Here is a 25,582-nt window from a genome sequence, read left to right as displayed (position 1 = left end):
GGAGTTGTTACTCTTTATTTTTCAAGCTCGCCGTAAAGCGCGCATGTTGTAAAATAGGTATATCAGTACGTACTTGTACTAACTTTTGTTTGTCTAATGTTGCACAGCTAATGCCACACGCAAAGGTTTGTTGTGCCAGTAGTTCACCCCAAGGGTCTAAGATAACAGAATGTCCCCAAGTATGGCGATTTTGGCCATGGTCACCTACCTGATTCGCCGCCAACACATAACATTGATTTTCTATCGCTCGGGCTTGTAACAGAGGTAACCAGTGCGCTTTACCTGTCGCATAAGTGAATGCGGCTGGCAATAATAACACATCGACCTTGGCAGCACTGAGTACCCGAAATAGCTCAGGGAAGCGTAAGTCATAACAGATAGCCATACCAAACTTAATATCACCAACGTTAAAGGTGGCGATGCTGTCGCCAGGTATGAAACTATCCGACTCTTTATACGCTTGAACGTTTATGACGGTCTTTTCTTGATTATCACTCGCGGCGGTTAATACAGCAGGCACATGGGCATCAAACAAGTGAATCTTGTTGTAATGTTGCACCAATTCCCCATTCGGGTCAAATGCTAAACTGGTGGTATAAATACGCTCGTTACTATGACTAAGAATAGGGAAAGAACCCGCCACCAGCCAACATTGATATTGCTTAGCCCAGTCTGCAAGTTGCTGTTGTACAGGTCCTTGGCCTAAGGGCTCTGCATGAGCGAAATAATCATCACGATTAGAAAATAATGCAAAATTCTCTGGCAATAATATTAAGGTTGGTTCAACACCAATATTAATCAGCCTAAGTTGCGAGGCTACATACGCTAAGTTTGCTGCTATATCTGCACCAGAGGTCATTTGAATCGCCACTAATTGCATCACTTATTCCTTGTGGTTTCTGACTCTGCAGCGTTGATTAATTTATCGGGTACTGCAATCTGTTTTTTATTCCGTTTTACTTCCGTAAATACCGGATTGTCAAAATCGCCGCTGACATTGAATTTAAGCTCAGTGATCACGTCAAGCACAGGCTCTAAAATCTTCGATAGGGCAAACACAGCCAATGCTGTTGTTGGCGTTACCGCAAACGCAGTCAATACCGGTAAACTCGACGTCACATCTGGAAAGAAGCTTAAATTATAATTAATGGTGCGAGTTACTAAATCAAGGTAGCCGCTACCGGTAATCTTACCGCTGCTTGAATTCAGCAAAAAATCGTGATTATTAATCGCACCATCAGCAATCTGCAATGACGCTTCCATAGATGAATACGGAAGGCCATCATTATATACATCACTAAAATCTAAACTGAGTCGTTTCACTAATGACTGCAAACTTAATACACTTAAAAAACGTGTACCTTTATCACTGACATTAGAGATCCGCCCTGCTTCCGTTTTTATCGTGGCGTTACCACTTAACGAGTCGCCATCAATATTAAAAGGGTGATCTTGCCAAGCAAGACTAAAATCCACATCGGCAGGCGTTTTCGCTAACGGGCTAATTAATCCTAAGCCAGTCATAAACTCTTCAACACTCTTTGTTTTTAAGTCACCCTGTAATTCGGTCGACTGATTACCTTGTTTATCAGTGAACCAACGGCCAGTCATAGCGACCGTTGAATGTTCCATATCAATATCAAGTGCTTTAAGTGTTAAGCCCGACGTACTTTTAATCACTTCTGCAGACGTACTCCCTAAATTAATTTTACCCAGAATACAGGCACCACAATTGAAGTTGAAACCGGGGACATCTTGCCAGACAAGTGTTGTTGATTTGGCATCTTGTGCTACACCGGCATCATTAGTTACATCTGACGGTAGTACCAGATCAGGCAAATAAAGATAATCAAAGTCGATATTTATATTACCGATATCCGGAATAACAACCGAACCATTAAACTCACTCGCTTTAAGCTCAATACCCCAGTTACGATAACCTTTTGTCGCAGTTATCGTTAAATCGTTCAAGGGCTGTTGATAGTAAGTCGTATTTGCTACCGCGACCTTAATTGAGGATAAGGGCTCTACCGCACTACTCACATCAAATTCACTGTCAGGTAAACCGCCATACCATAATAGCCACTCGGCGATATCAAGCTCATCAACATTAACAACAATAGCATTGGCCGAATCACTTATCAGTAGTTCATCAGCATTACCAATCTGCACTAATGACTGAATAAGTTCTAGCTGTTCCTTCGCGTAATTAACCTGTCCAGAAAAATACATCACATCACTGGCGGTTAATTGAATATTCGCTTGTTTATCATTACCAACCACAGAAATATCAGTTGGCCAATCCTGAGTTGCTCTTTTTGCTAATGGCATAGGTAAATCAAGCGTTAGGTTTTTTAAATCACTCTGCACATCAAATTCATAGTCAAACCCTTGTTCAGGAAATACCATGTTTAATGAGCCTTTCCAATCAACATCACCAGAGACATATTGCTGATATTGTGGCATTAACTGAGCCATAATATTACGACTTTGCCACTGACCAGCAAGTTCAACATTTACCTGATAATGAGCATTGTTCTGCCCACTACTAAAACGAACCCCCAGTGGCTCACCGTACAACTTAGCGGTAAGAGGTGTCGATAACAAACCATTATCATCAAATGTGAAACTACCGCTAGCATCAGTCAAGGTTAAATCAAGCGCAGGTAAATAAATCCGGTCATTAACTAAATCTACCCCACCCTTTACCACCACTTGCTCATCATCAGTAAATGGAATGACAATGTCGATTTTGCCATTAATATCACCAGAAACTTGAAGATTGTTTAACGCATCAGTTACTTCCGGTAACGGGCTAGAATCAATTAGAGATTTGGCTTGTGCGCCCGTCGTCTTAAATTGCGCTTGAATACCAAGTGCTTTCACATCCCCTAAACGAGGCAGTTGCAAGTCCACACGAGAGATAGCGACTTGATCCAAGTTACCTTTTCGGGACGACATAAATAAATCATCTTGTTGAAATAATAACTCAAGCTCTAAGTCGGTTACGCTTGGCCATTGCGGATCAAAAGCAAACACAGCATCAACGACATTCAGCTTAGCTTGAAATATCCCATCGCCATTGCGATAAGGATAATTAGCAAATTCACCAAACCACAATAATTGGCCACTATCGGCATAACCTTGTTTTAATGCACCACGAAGATAATCAATTAATGCTTCACCCATATATTCGCTTGGGTAGTAATAAAATGCTTTACTGGCATCACGTAATTTAAGATCGCCAGCAAGGCTTAAAAAAGCATTGGCGTTAGTGGGGATATCTAATAAGAATTGACTGTCGAGGACAAGCTCTGGCGTATCAAGGGTAACTTTATCGGCGATGATCTCAATACCACTGTCATTCTTGTTATCAACAACCTCTGTATTACGGTAACGACGCCAGGTAAAGTCTGTCGAAAATTGATTCACCCGAATATTATGCTCTAGGTACTGATTAAGATCTAATACCGCATCATTCATATCAATGCTGACCTTGCCAGTCTCTAGACTACCCGTTAGTGCAACATCAAGATTCTCAATACTAGGAAACCCCTGCCAACTTTGTAGCTGTAGACCATCAACCTTCAATTGATAACTTAGTTGAGTCCAGTCTTGCAGTGGAATTTTAACCTTAATATCATGGACTAAACCATGTGGATATAGGGTTTTAAGATCTTTAAACAAGGCTTCATCAACATGACGAGACAATGCTACAATCGGCGCTAACTTAGACAGTTCAAATTGATTTACAGCGGCAAATATCTCGCCCTGTTGTAGCCTCACTTGTATATCAAGTTGCGGCCACACAATACCATTAGTGACCAACGCCAGGTCATGACTATCTAATTGCCAACCAGAATCGGTTAATTGCCATTGTAAATAACCCCCCCAGATATTCAAACTTTGTTGTCTCGTTTCATTTTGCCAAGTAAAGGTTGAAGGCTGTAATTGTAATAACGCCGATGTCGGTTTGTTATTAACAATATCAATCCAACTTTCAAAGCTTAATACGCCTTGTTTTAAGCCCTCGCGTTTAAACAATACTTTTTCAAACCAATGTGACAAACTCATGTTCTCTGCCTGAACATACACTTGACCACTGACATTGGTTAAATCATTTTTGGCACTCGTCACATCGACCATAATGCGCAAATTATTATCGGCAACATCATCATTAATGTATGCCCAACCTTCACCACGGTGACGACGACCTTGATTTAACCAAGCAAATTCACGGATATGAATGACTTTTTCTTCACCAGCAGGCGTTAATATTCGTAAGTTACTGTTGGTTAATTCGAAGTTTTTGAGTTGACGAAAAAAAACATCTAGTAAACGGGTTAATTCGGGGGTGGCAAGCTTAGTTTCTTGTTCCGCGGAGCGTTCGAAGGGAGAGACCGGAAGCTTGATCTGGACGCCATCTAAAATTAAATTATTGAGTAGTAATTTCCGCTCTAATAAGCTGTTCCAAAAATCAATGCTGATCTTGATACGCTCAACGTCAAAGTCATACGGCAATGACTCATCAAACTTGACGTCTAAGGTATTAATAATTAATACCGGGCCGAATTTATACCAGCCCGCATCAATACTTTCGACTTCAATACTTACCGATTGATCTGCCACCAACCAATCAATCACCTGATCATGATATTGATTCAGGTAGGGGAAACTCGCCCGTAACAGGCTAATTGAGACAGCAGAAAAAACAGCTAAGCAGGCGAAAGTATAGAGGCATGCTTTACCACACCTTCTTAGCCAATTGCGTTTCGCAGTCACGCTACATCATTACCACATCAAATTGTTCTTGCAAATATAGTGGTTCAGGTTTGATCTTGACCTGTTTACCCATAAACAATTCCAATTCAGCAATACTGTGTGACTCTTCTTTTTCAATGTACTCAGCAACAGCGACAGAGGCATAAACGCTAAACTGATCCGCATCATAAGCACGATTAACACGGGTTACTTCACGGAAGATCTCATAACATACCGTTTCAACTGTTTTCACCGAACCACGGCCATCACACGTTGGACAATCCGAACATAACACGTGTTCTAATGATTCGCGGGTACGTTTACGGGTCATTTCGACTAACCCTAACGCCGAGAAATCATGAGTATTAGTTTTGGCACGATCATGACTTAATGCGGCCTCTAAACATTCCATCACCCGACGGCGATGCTCAGAACTTTGCATATCAATAAAATCGATAATGATAATGCCACCCAGATTACGTAATCTCAGTTGTCGGGCAATCGCTTGGGTTGATTCCACATTGGTATTAAAAATAGTATCTTCAAGATTACGATGACCGACAAAAGCACCGGTATTAATATCAATCGTCGTCATCGCTTCCGTCTGATCAATAATTAAATAACCACCTGACTTTAACGTTACTTTTCGCTCTAAAGCACGTTGCGATTCATTTTCAACATCATACATTTCAAAAATAGGACGCTCACCCGTATAGAGCTCTAACGCGCTGACTAACTCAGGCACATAGGATTCCGTGAATTCACATAACTCAGTATAAGCAAGACGAGAATCGACACGAATCTTATCCAATGGCGAACCAACAAAATCACGAATAATACGAAATGCTAATGACGGATCTTGATATAACATACTCGCAGTTGGATTACTTCTCTGACGCTGTAGCACTTTGGTCCATAAACGTTTTAAGTAAGCAATGTCTTGTTCGATTTCTTTATCACGTACGCCATCTGCTGCCGTACGAATGATATAACCACCCAATTCATCAACCTGGGCTTCAGTAACACGTTTTAAACGACCGCGCTCTTCTTCACAATCAATACGTTGTGATACCCCCACATGAGAACTGCCCGGCATAAAAACTAAATAGCGAGAGGGTAACGTAATATCGGTGGTGAGACGTGCACCTTTAGTACCCATCGGATCTTTCACCACTTGTACTGTGATATCCTGGCCTTGACGCACAAGCTGAGAAATATCTGCGACTTTAAAATGCTTTTTTTCACCCGCAGCAACACACTCTGTATGCGGGACAATATCTGACGCATGTAAAAATGCAGCTTTATCAAGACCAATATCAACAAATGCTGCTTGCATGCCCGGTAATACCCGACTCACTTTACCTTTATAGATATTACCCACGATGCCACGTTTAGCTTCACGTTCTACATGTATTTCTTGTAATATGCCATTTTCAATCAAGGCAACACGCGTTTCGCTCGGGGTAACATTTACTAATAACTCTGTCGTTAGACCCATATTATTTAGCCCTTCATTACTTTATTCTGCTCTGCCTTAAAGGCTTGAATTAACTGCTCTGTTTGCATTAATGGTAAGCCGACAACAGCGCTATAGCTGCCGCTCATATGGCTAACAAATTTACCTGCAATACCTTGGATCGCATAACTCCCCGCTTTATCGCTGGGTTCACCGGTGCACCAGTAATCATGCATTTCAGTGGCTGATATTTCTCGAAACTGTACCTGGGTAGTCACAACTTCAACCCAGCAACGGTTGGTATCGGCAAGTGCAACGGCGGTCATCACTTCATGTTCATGACCTGATAATAAACTCAACATACGTTTCGAATCTGCTTCATCAACCGGTTTTTCTAACACTTGTCCAGCATATACCACGATGGTATCGGCACCTAACACTACATATTCAGCTGCTGCGTTAGTGTTTGCCTGCGCGGCGTTAGCATTTTCTAGGACCACAGTACCAGCTTGCGCTTTATCGCGTGCTAATCGAGCAACATAATCAGCAGCAAGTTCGCCCGATTGTTGCTGCTCTTCAACCTCAACGGCTAACACCGAAAATTCGACACCAATTTGCGTCAGTAATTCGCGGCGACGCGGCGACTGTGATGCTAAGTACATGTTTATCTTTTTCATCTTATTATCTTCTGCACGATTAAGCTATCTTATGCCCACTAACTAATAGCAAACTGACGGCGAATTTTACGTAAAATCAAGAATATCCATGGCCATATTAACATTGTGGTTAGGATTGACCATAAGTACATCGGTGTTATTGTTATATCAAAAAGTAATTTTTCAGCCCAAAATACCACCAGCTTATTTAAGCCTGCTAAAAAGCCTACAACTAATGCTTGTTGCCACAATGATAAATTACGGATCAAACGATGATTCATCACAATAATATAGATGACAATCGACAGCGCTAAAGAATGAATGCCGAGCGGCGCACCTAATAACAGATCGAGCACTAATCCCGTGATCCAAGCATAACCAATATTGACGCGATACGGCAGAGCCATACACCAATAACCCAATACCAAAAACAGCCAATCAGGACGGAAGTTATTTAAAGGCTCAGGTACAGGTAATACCGTGAGTAATAACGCGATGATTAAGGTCAAAATTATTTTAAAACGACCGTTAGCATATGTCATAATGTCCCTTCCTTATCAGCGTTTGTCGGCGATTCAACATTATTATTTTCAGTGCTATTGTCAGCTGTATTTTCTTCATCATCCCAAATAAGTAATACATAGCGGATCCGCTCTAATGCCACAATCGGTTTTGCTTCAACTTGCGCATAAGGTTGGCCCATTTGATAAGTAAAATCGGTAATTGTAGCAACGGGATAACCTTCAGGGAATACGCCACCAAGGCCAGAGGTGACTAGCACATCACCAACTTGAATATCGGTACTATGCGGAACATAAGGTAACGTAAGACTGTTTAATTCACCACTGCCATTGGCAATCGCACGAATGTCATTACGCTGTACTCGAACCGGAATGCCATGAGTAATATCAGTAATCAACAATACACGGCTGTATGTCGCAGATACATCGACAATTTGGCCAACAACACCTTGTTCATTTAATACCGGTTGACCAATATAAATACCGTCTATCGCTCCCTTGTTAATCACCACTTGCAAGGAAAAAGGATCGGAATTAACGGTGATAATTTCAGCCACTAATTTACGCTGATCGGCATGAACAGGGGAGTTAAGTAAAGCACGCAGGCGTTTATTTTCTTCTTTCAAATGTTTAAATTCAAGCAACTGAACTTGTTGAATAAATAGTTTTTCTCGCTGCTCTTGAACTTGTTTCTTTAAATCTCGGCGAGTAACAACGGTATTGGATACACCTTTCAGCATTTCACTGGGTATATCGGCCGCATAGATGAGTGGTGATACCGCGGTATTTAAATAGACACGAACATTTGAAAATGAATCAAATTTAGAATCAAAAATAATTAATGAGAAAGAAGCGATAACCGCAAAGAATAAACGCAGTTGTAATGATGTTGAGGTAGCAAAAATAGGTTTCATTAAGTGGAGTTCTCAAAGGATGGCGCGCCCGCCACCCTATAGGATTATTGAATCAGGAGCTTAATCGTAATTGAAAAGATCACCACCGTGCATATCAATCATTTCTAATGCTGTACCGCCGCCACGAGCCACACAGGTTAGTGGATCTTCAGCGATAACAACAGGAATACCAGTTTCTTCAAGTAATAAACGGTCAAGGCCACGGATTAACGCGCCGCCACCCGTTAGCACCATGCCACGTTCGGCAATATCCGACGCTAACTCTGGTGGAGACTGTTCTAACGCTGTCATTACAGCACTCACAACACCCGATAATGGTTCTTGTAATGCTTCTAGAATTTCAGTGCTGTTTAGGATGAAACTACGTGGTACACCTTCTGCAAGGTTACGACCACGCACTTCAATTTCAACAACTTCGTCGAGTGGGTATGCAGAACCAATTTCTTTCTTAATACGTTCAGCAGTAGCTTCACCAATTAAGCTACCATAGTTGCGACGCACATAACTGATGATTGCTTCATCCAGTTTGTCACCACCAATACGTACTGATGAAGAATAAACAACACCATTTAGTGAAATGATTGCTACTTCGGTAGTACCGCCACCTATATCAACAACCATAGAACCAGTTGCTTCAGAAACAGGTAAACCAGCACCAATCGCCGCCGCCATTGGCTCGTCGATTAAAAATACTTCACGTGCACCGGCACCTTGTGCAGATTCACGGATAGCACGACGTTCTACTTGCGTTGAACCACAAGGTACACACACAAGAACACGCGGGCTAGGACGGAAAAAGTTATTATCATGCACTTGTTTAATAAAGTGTTGTAGCATTTTTTCTGTCACGAAAAAGTCTGCTATTACTCCGTCTTTCATTGGACGAATAGCGGCAATATTACCAGGTGTACGACCTAGCATCTGCTTTGCAGCTGTACCAACTGCGGCAACACTCTTATTTGCACCGCGCTCTTGGCGGATCGCAACAACTGAAGGCTCGTCAAGGACAATACCTTGACCTTTAACATAAATAAGGGTGTTTGCTGTTCCCAAGTCGATTGATAAATCGCTAGAGAATACGCCTCTTAACTTCTTAAACATGGCTATGGGCATTCCTAAAAGTAAAATGTTGCAGGATCGGTTAACTTTACCAATGCGCAATGAATGAGGCAAGTTTATCAGACTTTATGACCGACAAACTATTAATTTAACCTTCTTCGGTAAATAACTCGATCATTACCATAGAAAAAGCCAAATACGATGTTCGCAGAGGGTGATTGATCAAAACCAACATGACCATCTTCCCAGTTATATTTAAACCAATCATCAACGGTATAATCAAGTTTAACCTCACCATTTAGATTCGGCGCTGCAATGATTAGCCCTTGCGTGATACCGTTGATAAAATTTCCTTTTCCTGAAAGCGCTGGTAAATGTTCAGCTGCAGGTGGCACTCCGCCTAAAGAAATATTCGTTAGCGTCGCATCTACGAAATCGAAGTCCGTTATAGAATCATCATTATTCTTAATGAAGTTTGCGCCATCAAAATATTCAAGTTGCATGGTTGTGGCAAAATCATTCGACATTGGTCCGTATCCATCAGCAACCGTCCAACGGCCATAGCGTAGTTCAGTCGCTTGTGAAGATAACTGGCGTGCCGTTGCTTGCGCCGCTGGAATATCTAAATCATTAAGAACAACACCATCTTTATCAGTAATGCTGATACCAAAAAGAGTATTCATCATAGGTCCATCAGGTCCAGCTGAATCTCGAGAAAAATAACCATAATCCGGCATATCACCAGGTATATAAGCACCATTGACCCAAGCCCCGCCATAATCCTTTAGACGATGAGATAAATCTAAGCCATCCGAGTTTGCAATAAAACTAACCGTCGCTTTATCATCGCCATTGTAGTTCTTTGTCACGAGACCTGCGCTATTTTGCGCTTCAAGAAGATAGTCAAATAAGAGTTCAGGTTGATCCATGTAAGTAAATACGGCCCCCCTATCTGGCGATATGCGTAAAGTCCATGCCATGTTCCAATTAGTACCAATACCAGGTTCATATTGGTTTGAACCTTTACTCCACTGGACACAAAAACCACTGTTTGGTGGTTTTCGACACTCATAAACCTTGCTGTCTTTAGGCTGAAAAACTGTCGTTCCTGCAGCATAACTCGTTAAATTTTGAGGGAATACATAATCATAATCTGTTGGGCTATAGCGGTGAGAGCCAATATAATTATACACTGCCGATGACACTAATTCGAAATGCGATGGAATAAAACGGCCTATCTCAGTACCATTAGAATTTACCGAAAGATTATCATCAACAGAAAATCTCATGCCATAGTAATCAGTGTCTTTCACATTTATCTGAATTGCACCGACTTCACTATAAGTCGAGTCAGCAAAGCGATAGACCCCTTTATCAAAGATTGGTAAGCCAGGCATTCCAACCCACGTTGCCGAGGTCGAAGTTAATAGCGTCTTATTTTTTGCATAACTAAATTTTCCTTCAAACAAGTCTGCTTTAGGCATAGAACGGGTTAACTTTATACGTAAGTTATCATTTGAATTAGGGACATAATTAGACGTAATGTTACCGTCTGCATTCAGCGATTGGATCTTAAATGTAAAAATTTCACCTGCTTTATGTACATGCTTTAATACATTGTTATCCTGCTCCGTCAGTTCTGTTCTTATATCACCATTATGACGCGTGGCTTTAATTTTAAATTTATAGGGTCTCACTGCAAACTGATTGCTTTGCCCTTTGATTGTTAAACCATCCAAATCATTACGATTATCATTGATCGTATAGCTGGCTATTAAATTTATTTTACCGGCATCTTGATACTGTGCTGTATTGATCCGAGTGATATTGCTACTAAATGCTAAATCAACCGCACTGTAATGGTTTTCTTCATTTCCATTATTTTTACCAAGATTCACCGAATTAGTGACGAAATTTAAAGGTGAGCAAGTATTTGGCTCTTGGCATTGAACGCCCAGCTTAACCGGGATTGTTTCATTATTTTTAAAAATGTTCTTACATTGGCCATTTTTATTATAAAAAGCATCCAGTTTAATGGGGTTTGAAAAGTTAACACCCGCAACTTGATTGGCAATATCGTCACTGCCATCAGCATTATCATAGCTAAAGAAAAAACCGGTATCAGCAAAATTAATATCGCAGTTACTCGTACCATTACACTTATATTTCTTATTAGTACCTGTTAACGATAGGGTTAAATCATCTTCTTTTAAGTAACCTAAATTAATATTGGTTGTACCCGTAAAAGTACCACTTGGCTTAGAGATTCTGTCAGTACTGCTTTTCGCATCTGCGACTAAGGTAAGACTGGTCGAACGCGTCGATTCAACACAGGCAATACCTGATTGGAAATTATTGGTACAGGCTTGAACGCTGACAATTGCAGGTTCACAAGTTAATGCGCGATCACTGAAAGTTAACCGATAATGTTTAATCGGGTCAGGTGGGGGGGAATATGGAGCAAGCTTGATCACAATATCATCCCATGAGATATCATCGTAATCTGACAGTATCCATCCAGTATCAACACTTTCAATCTTTAATGTATACTGACCAGCAGATAAAATTTTATCAATTTTCCATGTAAAAACGTCAATGCCGTTTATAGGGGTTTGAGTGCTATTATTATTGGCATTCATCCATGTAGTGAATTCATTATTAGGCCAACTATTTTGCCTTAATGTTAATCTGATCGTTTTCCCATTATTACCACTCTCTAGATCTCGATAGTTATTAATTACAATGGTTTTTATCTCAGTTGGCGTTAAAACATCAAAAGATTCGTTCACCACTTTGCCGTCAGGCGCATCAGGATAAAATTTGCCCGCATAACCGGAACTAAAAGGTAAAAATTCAGTATTATTACCGATATGACGCCTCTGAATAAAAGAAACATGATCATTTTCTTCCGCACTAACGAGCGTTATATTGTCATAAGAAAAGTCATCATAATCTTGAAGAAGGCCACAAGGTAAACGCCACCCCTTACTATCGGCGAGTATTTTACATTGTCCAACAATTGCAATTTTATAATCACCGGCAGGTAATGTAATCGATAATACATCTGTACGATCGTAATCTGTCGCGTTTGACCATTCTTCAACGCGTAAATTTTCATTACTATCCCAGAGCATAAAATATAAACGGTGATTTATACCACTGTCTGAATTTGGATTATCATTGATAATGATGCGGGTCAAATCTATCTGTTCAGATAAACTAAAGTTAATAGCTTTTACAGGTTTAAAACCATTACTGTCTCGTACCAAATACTTCGGCTCTATCGGATCGCTCGACAGCAGCCAGTTATCACCAACATGAATATAACCCTGTAAATTAACATCAGCCTGAACTGAGACTGCTAAACAACAAGTAAACAGTAGAATATTGACAGCACTCGTTAACCACACTGATAAAGTCTTCATCATATCTTTACTTCCGCTTCAATTTTATGCTCAGCAATAATTTTTCCACCATCACAATTGCCAGTGGAAGTGAGATAAAACAAACTGCTGTTATTAACTGGAATACTTTGGCAAGTAATCGTAACACTGCAGTTTTCCAATCCGACTTCATTACTGATATCAAACTGTAAATCAGTGGGGGCATTAGGAAAATTGGCACACGCTTGTTTACGTTCCAAGACCTGATAGATGCCATAATCCATTCCACTTTCAGCCCCATAATACGCTTTAGCGCTATACACTTCATTCGCCACACTATCAGCGGTTGAGCTCAGGACTCGACTTAAGGTTGCAGCTAATAAAGACATAACCACAATAATAAATAAGGCAATAACGAGCATACTACCTTGTTGTTGCTTGATACTTATCTGCATAGTGTTAACGTCACTGTTTTGTAGGGTATATCATTATGGAACATTGCTTATCACCAATTGATGATCGAATCGAAGTACACTGTCGTCGCGCAATTTAAAACCAAAATTAAGATTTAAAATTGCATGACTAAATTGACTGGCCGATGTCAAGTTCATCGCACTATCAACACTCAGCTCATCAGCCATCAAGACTCGATTGTCTAAGGTATAATTTTGTGCTGATAATGGCGCTTGATTTCGGAACAAACGCATTGAATCACCAATGGCGAGTAAGCAATATTGCACTTTGTTCTCGGCAATGAAATACCGTGAGACTAATGAATCTCTGCTTAAGTTACTGCCAAACGTTAAATCAGCTTGGGTTGGGTTAGCACCAGGCACAGGGACATAATTTGTTATTTCCGCAACCGTACTCGAGGGCAATGAATAAAAATCATCAGCATTGGTGGTCAATACACTGACATATTGACCGCTAAAATCATTTGCATAGCTGCCTGTATTTTCCCTAGTTCGACGATCCATGATTAATGACATCTTAGACAGTCCGCTAACGTTACCAATATACAGCCCTGCGGCGGTAAAAGGCACAAAGTCGATGCAGGAATAATTACCTGTAGTATTAATTCTTAAACTAAACGCAACAGCAGAGTTAAGCTCTTTATCCAATCGGTTGAAGATAAATCGCGCATCGTTTAAACGTTCATTCTGATTAATCGATGTTTGATATAATACGACATTAGAACTGATAAAGCGGCTACTGAACATACCGATAATACCTAATAAAAGGATCACCATGGTTAATTCTATTAAGGTGAATCCTGCATGACTGCCTTGTGGCGATTTAAGCCTAATCATCAGTAATTCCCCTTAAATGACGTTAACTCGATTGCCTCATCATTAGGCATAAATATGGTCACTCGGATTCTTTTCGCTACGTTAATCGCACCCGAAATAGAGTTAGAATCAAATTTATCTGCCGCAAACGACACGCAAATTTGCAAACCGTAACCAGGGTACTCATTCGTAAAATAAGCTAATGCTGCACTTGGATCATAATTAGGACGATCGCCACAATAGATATCATAATCATCAACGTCATTAAAATTGTCAGGTGTCGAGCGAACTTCACTGCCTTCAGTGCCTAAGTCAGAACTACAAGACACTTCCTCACCACAACGAATATAGCGACCAGAGCTCGTACTCCTTTCATCATAATAACGGATCAATACTTGATCCATGATGCGCTTGCCTAACGCCGTTGCTTTAATTTGATACATAGGCGTGACGGTATTGTTGGCTTGCGGCAAGAAGATACCCGTGACAATCACTAACGAGATGGCTAACACCACCATACCGGCCACAATTTCAATCAAGGTGAAACCACGTTGATGCCGCGTCTTAGCTGGTCTTGCCGTTGAATTAGTTTTCATGAATAAAACCTTGTGCTTCGATACGCAGTGATAACGTTTGCTCGCCAATAATCGAGATACTACAACCGCGATTACGGGTACTACAACCATTGGCAATACCGAATTCATCAAACTCAATAATGCCAGTATCTGCGGTATTAGTAACGCTGAAACCGACTTTAGTACTATTCGCCTCAGCCGTACTCATGCCCAAATGTGGCGCTGTAAATGAGGTTGGTAATGCAGAACCACAATTCGTTGGAATACCAAAACGGCTAGCGGTAATAACAACACGGTTACAGGCATAAGGATTGGTTGCACGGGAAGTTCGACAGTCACTACCACAGCTCATCGCTTGTTGTTGCACGGTTTTGAGTAATTGCTGTAACTGGTCACGATACGTTTGTGTTTCAAAACCATCGTTACCGTTAAATTTAGGGATCGCGGTTACCGCTAAAATACCTGTTAGCAAAATAATAATAACGAGTTCAATGAGGGTAAAGCCCGACTTCTTATACATATGCTATAGCACCTCATGGCTTAATGACTGTGGATGCTAAGTATTAGATCCCTTCCCATACTGAGTATTGATAGTATTATAAAATCAAGAGGTTTGCATTAATAACAGGTATTAATCAAGAGGTTGTTGGAAATAAAAAAGGCTTACTGAAGTAAGCCTTTTTATATATTAAATAATATTTATTATATATTAAGAGTAGTACATGTATTACTTAAAATTGAATAACGAGCTGTATCAGTAGCTTCTGTATATTTGATACATGTAGCAGTACCTGTAGAGGCAGTACCATTCCAAAATACAACAGTATTTGGTGTTCCAGTCGTATATTTAGAACCAAAACCACTTAATTCAACAGATGCACCAATACCTTGAGCAGTACCTTTTGGGTAACCATAAACGGTTTGAATAGTCGTACCTGCATCATTAATGCTCCCTGTGTCTTCACCTTCAACACCATCAATCGCCGCTTTAGAATAAACGATGTTAGCAGCGCTGTGTAGTGCAGACTCTACGCCTTTCATTGCAGATACTTTTGCATCATCTTGCAGGTTGATAAATTTAGGCACTGCAGTCGCCGCTAAGATACCTAGTACAATAATTACGATTACTAATTCGATTAATGTAAAACCATTTTGTTTTTTCATATTTGAACTCCTGTTCACTTTGTTGATAAATTACATAGACATAAACATGACAATACGTCCACATAATTTACAATAATGTACGTACCTGTATATTTTTTGATACTATGCCAAAAAAATAATATTTTCACTAGTTTTATTTAAGTTAATGTGGCGAAATCATAATAGTTCGACTAAGCATGATAATATTGAATATCACCATAGGGCATAAAATATGCCCATAGAAACACCACTGAGAATAAGAGCCTGCAAGTTAACCTTGTACAACGCCCATCATGTCCCACATAGGAACAAAAATACCCAGTGCTAAAATCAATACCATGATGGCAACAATACCAATTAATATTGGTTCAATCTTAGCGGTTAGCGATTGCAGTTCATAATCCACTTCACGTTCGTAAAACTGCGCGGCTTCTAATAGCAAGTCATCCACTTGGCCTGTTTCATCACCAACCGAGATCATTTGTAAGATCAACGGGGTAAACATGCCGCTTTCAATCGCCGTGATCGTTAAACTCTTACCTTCTTCAATACCTGAGCGCATAGACAAGATACGTACTTCCATCCATGCGTTATCAACCGTTGATGCCACCAGTGAAAGACTATTGTTCAGTGGCACACCACCTTTAAGCATTAACGAAAAACTGCGCGCAAAACGCGATAGCAGGGTTTTTTCGATAACAGGCCCCACAATCGGGATGCGAATATAGAACAAGCCCCACTTCAATTTACCTTTGTCGGTTTTAATATAATATTTGAAGGCAAAAATACTGCCGATCACACCCACGATTAATAAGTACCAATAATTCACAAAGAAAGCAGAGGATGCCAGTAAGGCACGTGTCGCCCACGGTAATTCGACGCCAAATTTACTAAACATATTGGCAAACGTGGGGATCACAAAAATATTTAAGACCACTAGCGCTGATACAATCGAAATTAATACAAACATCGGATAACGGATCGCACTACTAATACGACGTCGTGTATCCATTTCTAATTCAAGATAATTAGAAATTTGTAAAAATGAATCATCCAAGCGACCGGTATTTTCACCCACACGGACAATCGACACAAAAATAGACGCAAATACGTGTGGATGCGCATTCATCGCAGCCGACAATGTTGTCCCGTTATTTAAACGCGTCACGACATCATTAAGTACGTCTTTCAATTTAACGTGAGAACTCGATTCAGATAACCCTTTAATCGCACGGATCATAGGAATACCAGCGCGGGTTAAGGAATACATCTGACGCGCGAAAATAACCAGCTCTTCCAGCGGGACTTTCCGTGTAAATAGTTGGCTAAAATCAATATCTCGGCTGCCTGTCGATACATTAATTGACGTAGGCGTGATCCCTTTACGCATTAATGATTCAACAAGCACATCTTGATTTTGCGCTTCTTGATCTCCCGAAACGGCATTGCCTTGGATATCCCGGCCTTTATAACTAAAATTTGGCATTCGCTAACCTTAATAGTCCTATTTACTGACCACTACGGTCCTATTCACTGTCCACTACGGCTCTATTCACTGTCCACTACTGTCCAATGCCCTAACCACTTCGGCCAAGCGTAAAATCTTTTCAATATCACCGCGATCAACTTTATCTAACTCTCTAATATTTCCTGCAATATTGGCACCTAAGGTCTCAGACGTTAATACCTCACTGGTAATCATATGTTCAGTATTATATTCATCCTGACTGGCGTTATCGTCGCTGCTTCTGTCATCGAGCGTAAGTTCATCTGCCAGTTTTAATACTTCCTCGATAGAGGTTAAACCTTGTTTCGCAAAATCCAGCGCCGACAGTACTAATGGTCGATAATATTTGGTTTTGCGTGCTTCGATAGCAAACTCATCAGGTGCGTCACGTCGCAGTGCATCGCACATTGCATCATTGAGTTCTAATAATTCAAATACACCGATCCGGCCACGATAACCCGTATAGTTACAGCTTTGACAGCCCACACTGCGATAAAAATGGGCGTTACCCAGTGGTTCTTTGGCGATTTTTTCTAAACAATATTGCTCACTACTGGCCAGTTCATGCGTGCTTTTACATTGGCCACATAATTTACGTACTAGCCTTTGTGCAACCACTGCGCGTAATGCAGCGCCAATTAAATAGCCTGGCGCGCCCATATCCATTAACCGTAATGCACAGGTAATCGCATCATTAGTATGTAATGTTGATAACACCATATGACCCGTTAATGCACCACGTAAACCAATTTCAGCCGTCTCTTTGTCACGCATTTCACCTACTAATAAAATATCAGGATCTTGACGTAAGCAAGTACGCAGAATATGGGCAAAATCCAAACCAATCTTAGGATTAACCTGTACTTGGCTGATCCGTGGTAAGCGGTATTCAACAGGATCTTCCACCGTAATAATCTTTTTACCAGGTTCGTTCAATTCACTTAAAGCTGCATATAACGTGGTTGTTTTACCGCTACCCGTAGGTCCTGTCACCAATACCATGCCATGAGGTCGACGAATCAAACTACGTAAACGTTTAATTAACTCTGTTGGCATCCCGGTATTTTCTAACTGGAAAACCCCTGCGTCTTGATTAAGTAAACGCATGACTACTGATTCACCATACTGCACTGGCATGGTTGACATCCGCACATCAATCGATTGATTACGAACGTTTAAATTAAAACGTCCATCTTGCGGTAAACGTTTTTCAGAAATATCCAAACTCGCCATTAATTTGAGGCGTAATACCAATGCCGGTACGATCGCGACTTCATTAAGGATATTCTCTTGTAGCACACCATCAACACGTAAACGAATACGTAACGCTTTTTCATCCGGTTCAATGTGGATATCTGATGCCCCAATTTGCACCGCATCTTCAAATACTGAATTAAGAAACTTAACCACAGTAGCTTCGTTAGATGCATCATCTACATCACGAAATATATCGAACTCTTGCGTTGGTCTATGTTCATCTTCAAGTTGACCAGCAAACGCTTCAATATCTTTGGTTCGGCGATATAAACGGTCATAAGCGGGTAATAATTGGCTTTCTCTGACGATGGCAAAGTCTAACTGGTAAAGAGAAAGTAGATTTGATATCGCTTCAACGGCATAAAGGTCAGCGGGATCACTCAATGCGACCGTTAAATTATTATCTTCAGATTTAACGACTAAAGCACGATGACGACGCGCATGTACTTCCGGTAATTTCAATACCGTCTGCTGTGGAATATTTAATGCCGAAATATCTAAAAACGGAATATTTAACTGTTGGGATAAAAAGCTAAGCAGTTGCTCTTCAGTAATAAAACCTAAGGTGATCAGTGTCGAACCTAATTTTCCGCCACTACTACGTTGCTCTTTGAGTGCTAAACCAAGTTGCGCCTCGCTGATAATCTTCTCACCAACAAGTAAATCACCCAATCGTTGTTTTAATTTCAATTGTGTCATTACTGTTTCTCCAACTGGGCAATACGCGCATTAATATAATTACGTGAAGAAGCAGATAGCTGCCCCATGTTTTGTGCGGTGTGATAAGCCGTTAATGCTAATCGGAGTTGCTGCGCTTTGTCGGCAGAAATACCGAGTCCTAACCACCATTTAGCTCGGTTCGGTTCATAGTCGGTCAATTTTTTATACGCAATTAATGCTGTATCTAAATCATCTAGACTTTGTGCTAAACCGGCAAGCATGGCGTAATAATCGACATTACCGTCAACCTCGGGCATGTGAGGCTTAAGATAATAATAAGCTTGTTGTTTATTTTTATTCTTTAAATAAATACGCGCTAACATTAAGCGAAAGTTCGTGTATTCAGGTGATACACTTAAACCTTCTTGTAACAAAGTGACAGCCAATTGCGTACGTTCCTCACCGTATAAGATCGCGGCTAATTTTTCTCGAGACAAATCATGCTGCTTATCTAACATCAACACTTTGCTAAATAGCTGCTTGGCCCGTGCTTTATCACCAGCAAGTAATGCCGCTTCAGCTTGTTTTGCGTATAGCTGTGCTTGCTGCACTGGTGTGCGAGTAATCGCTTTAATTGAAATTGTACTCTCTTGCTCAGCCTTATCGTTAGATGAGGTCACAACACTTTTCATTTCAGAAATTAAAGGCTTTGCCTTTACGGGGGTTGGCGCTTTAGGCTCAATGTAAACAGGCTTAGCAAGCGATGTAACAGGCAATGCCATTGGTTTCGCCGCACTCACTGTTACTGTCTTTACAACTGGGCTAGCGACGACCGATTTTTCAAGTAACTTACTCGCGACCACCTCTTTATTTACGTCGTAATGCTCAGCATTTACACGCACAACGGTCTTCACTGGTTCAGCTTGTATATGTACTTTTTCTGATATCACAGGTAATGCAGTCGCGTTTGCAACTGGAGCGACTAAAACTGTCATATTTTGTTTTTGGACAAATAGATAAGCAGCAAGTAACCCCATCATTACAATCGCGATAAGTAAGCAAATTATAACGTTATTATTACGTGCTGGCGCTGCAACAACGACAGCACCACGTTGGTCAGGTTGTATTTGTTGTTGCTGGGCACCTTTATCTAGCCCTTGTAGCATTTGATTAATAACACTCACAACATTGATTCTCCAAACCACCAAATAACTAATATCATCTCAATAACAAGAACACTGGCTAAGATCGGCAAACGTAAATTACGTTGCTGAATTGCACTTTCGGTGTCTTTAATGGCAAGTTTAACCAATTTCGCACTGACCTTACGAACGTTCAAGCCATAACTTAACATTAAACACTTATGCGCTAACACATTGATTAATCTTGGTATACCACCACTTGCTTGGTGTAACATGCGTAATGCGCGAGGTTCGAATAAAGGCGCACCACGATAGCCAGACACAGTAAGACGATGTTCAACATAACTCGCCGTTTCATTAATAAGTAACGGGCGAAGTTGGTACGAAAAGGTAATACGTTGGCGTAATTGACGTAAGTTATCTTGTTTTAATCGTGTATCTAACTCAGGTTGGCCAAACAGCACAACTTGCATTAACTTCTTACTTTCAGTTTCTAAGTTACTGATTAAACGCAACGCTTCTAAGGTTTCATGAGGCAGCATTTGCGCTTCATCAATCAATAAGACGACTTGTTTTACTTCTGCCGAGAGTGCAATTAATTGATGGTTAAGCGCTTCTGTTAATTTGTGTTGATCCAAACTGGCATCAATACCGAGCTCACTCGCTACCGCGGTACGCATTTCATTGGGTGTTAAGTACGGATTAGGTAAATAGGCTATCACATAGTCGTCGCCTAGCTCATTGAGTAATTTACGACAGATAAGCGTCTTACCCGTACCCACTTCACCAGTCACTTTGATAAAACCTTCACCACTTGAAAGTGCGGTAGTCAGAACCTGTAATGCTTCAAAGTGCGGTACCAAAGGGTGGTAAAACTGCGTATTTGGCGTCAGACCAAAAGGCACTTCCGTCAAACCAAAATGCGCGTTATACATTAACCTTTCTCATTTTTTTGTTCTGTTGGGTACCACTGTTCAAGTAATTCAGCTGAGCGTTCTAGCTCTAATCGCCATGTATTTTGGTCAACCACGACAGGCTTAATTAAAATAATTAATTCTGTTTTTTGTACTGATTGCGAACGGCGAGTAAACAATTCGCCTAACCAAGGAATATCACCGAAAAATGGTACTTTCGCTACTAAATCTTTATTAGCGGTTTTCATCAAACCACCGATAACAATAATTTCACCACTTTTCGCTTTTACAACGGTATCCGTTTCACGCACCTCACTTTTTGCCAATGGAAGTACAATTGGTTGACCGTCACCTGGCGAGATCGTTTTTATCGAATCGCTTACTTCAATAATCGACGGATGAACGTGTAATAACACACCGCCATCACTATCAATTTGCGGCGTTACATCTAGGGCGATACCAGAGAAAAAGGGGGTTATCTCAACATTTCTATCTATCCGATCATTGTCTGCTGATGTTGATGCCGTTGTGCTATAACCCGTCACAAAATATTCATCACTACCAACTTTAATCACAGCTTTCTGATTATTAAGCGCTGTAACACGTGGGCTAGATAAAACGTTCACGTCACCTTGCGTCTTTAACAAACTAATTGCAGCACTGAAATCATTACCCGCCAACGTTAATACGCCAGCACCAGAAGCAATATCGGTAATATCTGAAGCATTAAAATCAAACGATGATTTAGTTTTAACACCCGCATTATTTACATTCCAATCGATGCCTTGTTCATAACCGTCATTTAATGTCACTTCCATCACCTTCACCTCAAGTAATACTTGACGCTGTAAATGTTCCTCGGCTTTATTTAAAAAATCTTTTATCTTACGAATATCTTTCGGGTAGCCATGTACGGTAACCAAGCCCGCTTGCGGACTAATCACAACTTGGGTATTTCGTTCATTTGCCGTTAGGCCCAGTAATGTATTTTCTAATTCAGTCCAGTAATCAGTGTCCGTTTGCGTCGATATATCTGTACCTTTACTCGTTGTTGACGACGATGAATTATCTGATGAATTATCATCGTTACCGTCTGACGAGCTACTGCCAGACGAGCCGCCATCGGTTAGATAACCAGAACTGATAGAACTGTTTGATGAACCATTACGTTTCATCAATAAGTAGTTCATTGGAATAATTTCAGTACGTATACCAGCACCGTTTACGCGATAGGTATTTCCTTGCCGTTGGATATCATAACCATACATATCCGAGACCTCATCCATCGTCTCAGCAATTGTCACATCATTTAGTACCACAGTGACACGGCCCGATACGTCTGGACTAACGATAAGATTATATTTAGTGTCCTTTAGCAGGGACCCAAAGAACTGACGTGCCGACACTGATTTAGCCGCAATGTCCATACGCGGTTCGATAACAGGTGTATTCAAACTGTCATTACCGTCGAATTCAGGTAACAGTTCAGCATTGACATCATCAGGCACAGTCCAAGCGTCTGATTGAGCGTCTGCACGATCAAGCTCTGCTTGGATTGATTCTTTAATGACTACAGGCTCAAGTGAACTACGAGTTGTTTGACAACCCGTTAAAAACACACCTAAAATAATAGCAAGATACAACTTGTTCATAATTAAATTTGAGCCCTAATGTTTAATTTCACTGCCAAATAATGACAATCTAAATTCTTTATCGTTACGTACAAAATACACAAAATCAGTGGTAACACGGCGTACTTTGAAGCCTGAAACCCAACTTCCCGCTTGTACTTCTTTGTCATTCATGATCGCAATATATGTCTGATCACGCATAAAAATGGCCTGTAAGGTTGGAATCGGTACTTTAGCCTTAGCTTGACGACGAATGACAGGCTCAACCGCCCCCCAAGGACCCGTTGGATCATCAAGTATATTACCGTTAATCACACCTTGTTCCGCTTGCGCGATACCAACACTCAATAGCATGAATATTGGCAGTAATAATTTAACCACGAATAAATTCCTTATTAACACTCAAGGTATAAATCTCCATCACTACCTGCGCGGTTGGGTAGTCTTGCATTTGATAATCAAAGACCTCCCAATAGAATTTCTTTGGTAGCTGTTCAATCTGAGTTAAATAGGCTTGAATATTAAAAAATGACCCCGTCATCGTTATACGTAAACCATGTCGATAAAGTAATACCTCCGACTCATCCGTGACGGTTATCGATGTTTCTGAATTAGCCAACGCCGCATCAATATTTTTAGATACTTCATCACTCTTAATGATGCCATCCACATTCAGATCTTGGTCACTCGAACTCGAAAATGTAGGTTTGGCCTTCTTTTCGACCTTTTCAAGCGCGCTATTATTACCGGTTAGCGTCGTCACAGGCAATGATTCAATCGATATCAACTTTACGTGCTTGGCGCGGCTTAATACATCACCCAATACCAAAGCCATTTGATTTGAATTAATTAAGTCGGCCGTTAAATCGGTTAATTTACCATTTGCCTTGTTAAATTCAGATTCAGCACGCGCAATACGTAACTGAACGACTTTATTTGGATCACTCGCTAATGCTTGCAATAATTCTGCTTTATCAAATTCATATTGTTGTTGCTGCTGCTGCAAAGAAGCCAGTTTCGACTGTGATTTTTGATTTTGTAAATAAACCGGTTCTAACCAAAAACTATAAATAAGATAAAAAATCGCGATCAACAGCGATCCAACCAGCAATAAACGCTCACGCATTGATAATAAAGTAAACTTAGCTTTCATTGTCAGCCAATGTTGCTGCATCATTCACTAACCTCCACAACGAGTTGGTTAGTTAAAGTGAATGCGATCACATCATCACTATTTCGATTAATATTTAATAAGTTAAATTCTCGACCTTGTAATGATTTACCCTGTGAGAATTTACGGATCCAACGGGGTATCGCTTCATGCGTTCTTGCTATTCCCGTCAGCGTCATACGATCACCGGATAATCGTATTTGATTTAAACGAATATCTCTGTCGCGTTGTAGTGCTAAATCAGACATTAAAATAGCAAAACCACTAGATTGTACTAATGCTAAATTGGAGAGCTGCTCCAATAATTTATCACGGTATTGTAAACGTGTTTTTAACAGCGTTAATTGTTGGATTAACGCCGGATTTTGAACATGCAGTGATACTTGATTAGATAAATCAGCCACTTCAGCTTCTTGTTCAATCAATTGGTTTTTTGCCCATTTAACTTGCTGCTCTAATACAGCTTTGTCATTCTCAGCCATATAAGCAAGTGCTAACATCACCACTAGCGCGCTAATGATAGCGACCACCGCTTGCGTTAATGTTAAATATTCTTTTTTTGGCTTGAATGCCTGAGTATATAAATTTACGCGATTTTTCATCACAATATTTCCAAAGCGCCGCCAATGGCGGGTAAGAAACCAGTATCAATATTTTCACTAATATAGGCATGCTTTAATGAAATAACAGGGATAGTAAAATTAAGCTGTAAACGTGCAATTAGCGGCTCTAAACTAGTACTCGGTAATGCTAAATTAATGTCTTTCACTTCCGGTAATTTCAATTGGCTTACCGCAAAGTCAGCTGAGCGTTGAATCTCTAAGCTAAAGTTATCTAACAACGAAGTATCAAGCTGATCCTCTTTTAGATCGCGTAATCGAGAAAAACCACGTAAACGGCGCGAGAAATAAACCTGGTTATCGTGGATAATCGTCAAATTTACTTCTTGATAATCCTGTTGAGCAATTAACATTTGTGTACTTTTTCGATTCACATCAGCACTGGTATTAAATAGGTTCGCTGTCGCTAATTCCTCAATACCAATCGTAAGCAGCTCAAGTTTTGCTTGCTGTATTGCGGTAACAATCAATTCCACGAGACTTTTCGCACAATAGACGAGGTTAATCTTATTCTGATTGGGCACCGAAAAATAATCGAATACCACGGTACCAATAGACTCACTGATAAATTCTTTCGCAATGAAAGGCAGTGTACTGGCAATTTCATCATCAGGGACACTTGGCTTATCAATTTGTAATAACTGATACAGTTGATTTGATAACACAACATGGCAAGTAGATGCCTGCAGGTTGTGTTTCGAAATCATGTTATTCAGTGTTTTAACAAGTTCAGAAACATCACTAAATGCGCTTGAATCAAGTACTGATATCGCGTCATTACCTGTCGATAATGCACAGATATCGACACGCTGTTTAGCAATGAAAATACCCAGTTTTGTTGATATATTCTGTTTTTTTAACCAGGGTATACGCATAAAACTCTGTCGCACCTAAATAAATGAATAATGGCTTATAAATCAAAC

The 25,582-nt window shown here is 40.4% G+C and carries 22 protein-coding genes; all 22 read right to left on the bottom strand.

Features of this window, described 5'->3' with window-relative positions:
* Positions 1–7: 7 nt before the first annotated feature.
* The gene (locus HWV03_RS01055) at positions 8–880 is read right to left on the bottom strand and encodes a carbon-nitrogen hydrolase family protein (RefSeq protein ID WP_211678113.1); all 873 of its coding nucleotides are present in this window, start codon (positions 878–880) and stop codon (positions 8–10) included.
* Positions 880–4,782 carry a YhdP family protein gene (locus HWV03_RS01050; RefSeq protein WP_211678112.1) on the bottom strand — a complete coding sequence of 1,301 codons (3,903 nt, stop codon included), beginning with the start codon at positions 4,780–4,782 and terminating at the stop codon, positions 880–882. The genes HWV03_RS01055 and HWV03_RS01050 overlap by 1 nt, the downstream gene beginning before the upstream one ends.
* A 1-nt stretch (position 4,783) precedes the next feature.
* Positions 4,784–6,259 carry a ribonuclease G gene (gene rng / locus HWV03_RS01045; RefSeq protein WP_211673689.1) on the bottom strand — a complete coding sequence of 492 codons (1,476 nt, stop codon included), beginning with the start codon at positions 6,257–6,259 and terminating at the stop codon, positions 4,784–4,786.
* Positions 6,260–6,264: 5 nt separating this feature from the next.
* Entirely contained in the window at positions 6,265–6,894 is a 630-nt protein-coding gene (locus HWV03_RS01040; RefSeq protein WP_211678111.1) for a Maf family protein, read from the bottom strand.
* Between the two features lie 38 nt (positions 6,895–6,932).
* Positions 6,933–7,415, bottom strand: coding sequence for a rod shape-determining protein MreD (gene mreD, locus HWV03_RS01035; protein WP_211673687.1), 483 nt, complete (start codon positions 7,413–7,415; stop codon positions 6,933–6,935).
* Positions 7,412–8,308: a rod shape-determining protein MreC gene (mreC, locus tag HWV03_RS01030; RefSeq protein WP_211678110.1), complete on the bottom strand. Its 897-nt coding sequence runs from the start codon at positions 8,306–8,308 to the stop codon at positions 7,412–7,414. Before mreC ends, mreD begins: the two co-directional genes overlap by 4 nt.
* A gap of 60 nt (positions 8,309–8,368) precedes the next feature.
* A complete protein-coding gene (locus HWV03_RS01025) occupies positions 8,369–9,409 on the bottom strand; it encodes a rod shape-determining protein (protein ID WP_211673685.1) in 1,041 nt (346 codons plus the stop codon).
* Between the two features lie 101 nt (positions 9,410–9,510).
* Positions 9,511–12,795, bottom strand: a complete 3,285-nt coding sequence (locus HWV03_RS01020; RefSeq protein WP_211678109.1) for a DUF6701 domain-containing protein — start codon at positions 12,793–12,795, stop codon at positions 9,511–9,513.
* A complete protein-coding gene (locus HWV03_RS01015) occupies positions 12,792–13,205 on the bottom strand; it encodes a pilus assembly PilX family protein (protein WP_255546994.1) in 414 nt (137 codons plus the stop codon). The genes HWV03_RS01020 and HWV03_RS01015 overlap by 4 nt, the downstream gene beginning before the upstream one ends.
* A gap of 33 nt (positions 13,206–13,238) precedes the next feature.
* A complete protein-coding gene (locus HWV03_RS01010; protein WP_211678108.1) occupies positions 13,239–14,060 on the bottom strand; it encodes a prepilin-type N-terminal cleavage/methylation domain-containing protein in 822 nt (273 codons plus the stop codon).
* Positions 14,060–14,635, bottom strand: coding sequence for a type IV pilus modification PilV family protein (locus tag HWV03_RS01005; RefSeq protein ID WP_211678107.1), 576 nt, complete (start codon positions 14,633–14,635; stop codon positions 14,060–14,062). The genes HWV03_RS01010 and HWV03_RS01005 overlap by 1 nt, the downstream gene beginning before the upstream one ends.
* A complete protein-coding gene (locus tag HWV03_RS01000) occupies positions 14,625–15,134 on the bottom strand; it encodes a prepilin-type N-terminal cleavage/methylation domain-containing protein (protein WP_211678106.1) in 510 nt (169 codons plus the stop codon). Before HWV03_RS01000 ends, HWV03_RS01005 begins: the two co-directional genes overlap by 11 nt.
* Positions 15,135–15,316: 182 nt before the next feature.
* Positions 15,317–15,778 (bottom strand): type II secretion system protein, encoded by a 462-nt coding sequence (locus HWV03_RS00995; protein ID WP_211678105.1) that lies wholly within the window; start codon positions 15,776–15,778, stop codon positions 15,317–15,319.
* A gap of 250 nt (positions 15,779–16,028) precedes the next feature.
* A complete protein-coding gene (locus tag HWV03_RS00990) occupies positions 16,029–17,243 on the bottom strand; it encodes a type II secretion system F family protein (RefSeq protein WP_211678104.1) in 1,215 nt (404 codons plus the stop codon).
* A 66-nt stretch (positions 17,244–17,309) separates the two neighbouring features.
* Entirely contained in the window at positions 17,310–19,220 is a 1,911-nt protein-coding gene (locus HWV03_RS00985) for a GspE/PulE family protein (protein WP_211678103.1), read from the bottom strand.
* Positions 19,220–20,365, bottom strand: a complete 1,146-nt coding sequence (locus HWV03_RS00980; protein ID WP_211678102.1) for a tetratricopeptide repeat protein — start codon at positions 20,363–20,365, stop codon at positions 19,220–19,222. Before HWV03_RS00980 ends, HWV03_RS00985 begins: the two co-directional genes overlap by 1 nt.
* Positions 20,362–21,258 (bottom strand): ExeA family protein, encoded by an 897-nt coding sequence (locus tag HWV03_RS00975; RefSeq protein ID WP_211678101.1) that lies wholly within the window; start codon positions 21,256–21,258, stop codon positions 20,362–20,364. The genes HWV03_RS00980 and HWV03_RS00975 overlap by 4 nt, the downstream gene beginning before the upstream one ends.
* Positions 21,258–22,889, bottom strand: a complete 1,632-nt coding sequence (mshL, locus tag HWV03_RS00970) for a pilus (MSHA type) biogenesis protein MshL (RefSeq protein ID WP_211678100.1) — start codon at positions 22,887–22,889, stop codon at positions 21,258–21,260. Before mshL ends, HWV03_RS00975 begins: the two co-directional genes overlap by 1 nt.
* Before the next feature lie 15 nt (positions 22,890–22,904).
* Positions 22,905–23,249, bottom strand: a complete 345-nt coding sequence (locus HWV03_RS00965; RefSeq protein ID WP_211673675.1) for an MSHA biogenesis protein MshK — start codon at positions 23,247–23,249, stop codon at positions 22,905–22,907.
* Positions 23,242–24,045, bottom strand: a complete 804-nt coding sequence (locus HWV03_RS00960; protein ID WP_211678099.1) for a glucose-6-phosphate isomerase — start codon at positions 24,043–24,045, stop codon at positions 23,242–23,244. The genes HWV03_RS00965 and HWV03_RS00960 overlap by 8 nt, the downstream gene beginning before the upstream one ends.
* Complete coding sequence (locus HWV03_RS00955; RefSeq protein WP_211678098.1) at positions 24,042–24,641, bottom strand: PilN domain-containing protein; 600 nt, start codon at positions 24,639–24,641, stop codon at positions 24,042–24,044. Before HWV03_RS00955 ends, HWV03_RS00960 begins: the two co-directional genes overlap by 4 nt.
* Entirely contained in the window at positions 24,641–25,534 is an 894-nt protein-coding gene (pilM, locus tag HWV03_RS00950; RefSeq protein WP_211673672.1) for a type IV pilus biogenesis protein PilM, read from the bottom strand. Before pilM ends, HWV03_RS00955 begins: the two co-directional genes overlap by 1 nt.
* Between the last annotated feature and the right edge of the window lie 48 nt (positions 25,535–25,582).

Origin of the sequence: Moritella sp. 36 (genome assembly GCF_018219415.1) — a bacterium.
In the GTDB taxonomy this organism is placed as follows: Bacteria; Pseudomonadota; Gammaproteobacteria; order Enterobacterales; family Moritellaceae; genus Moritella.
This window is presented reverse-complemented; position numbering and strand designations above follow the sequence as displayed.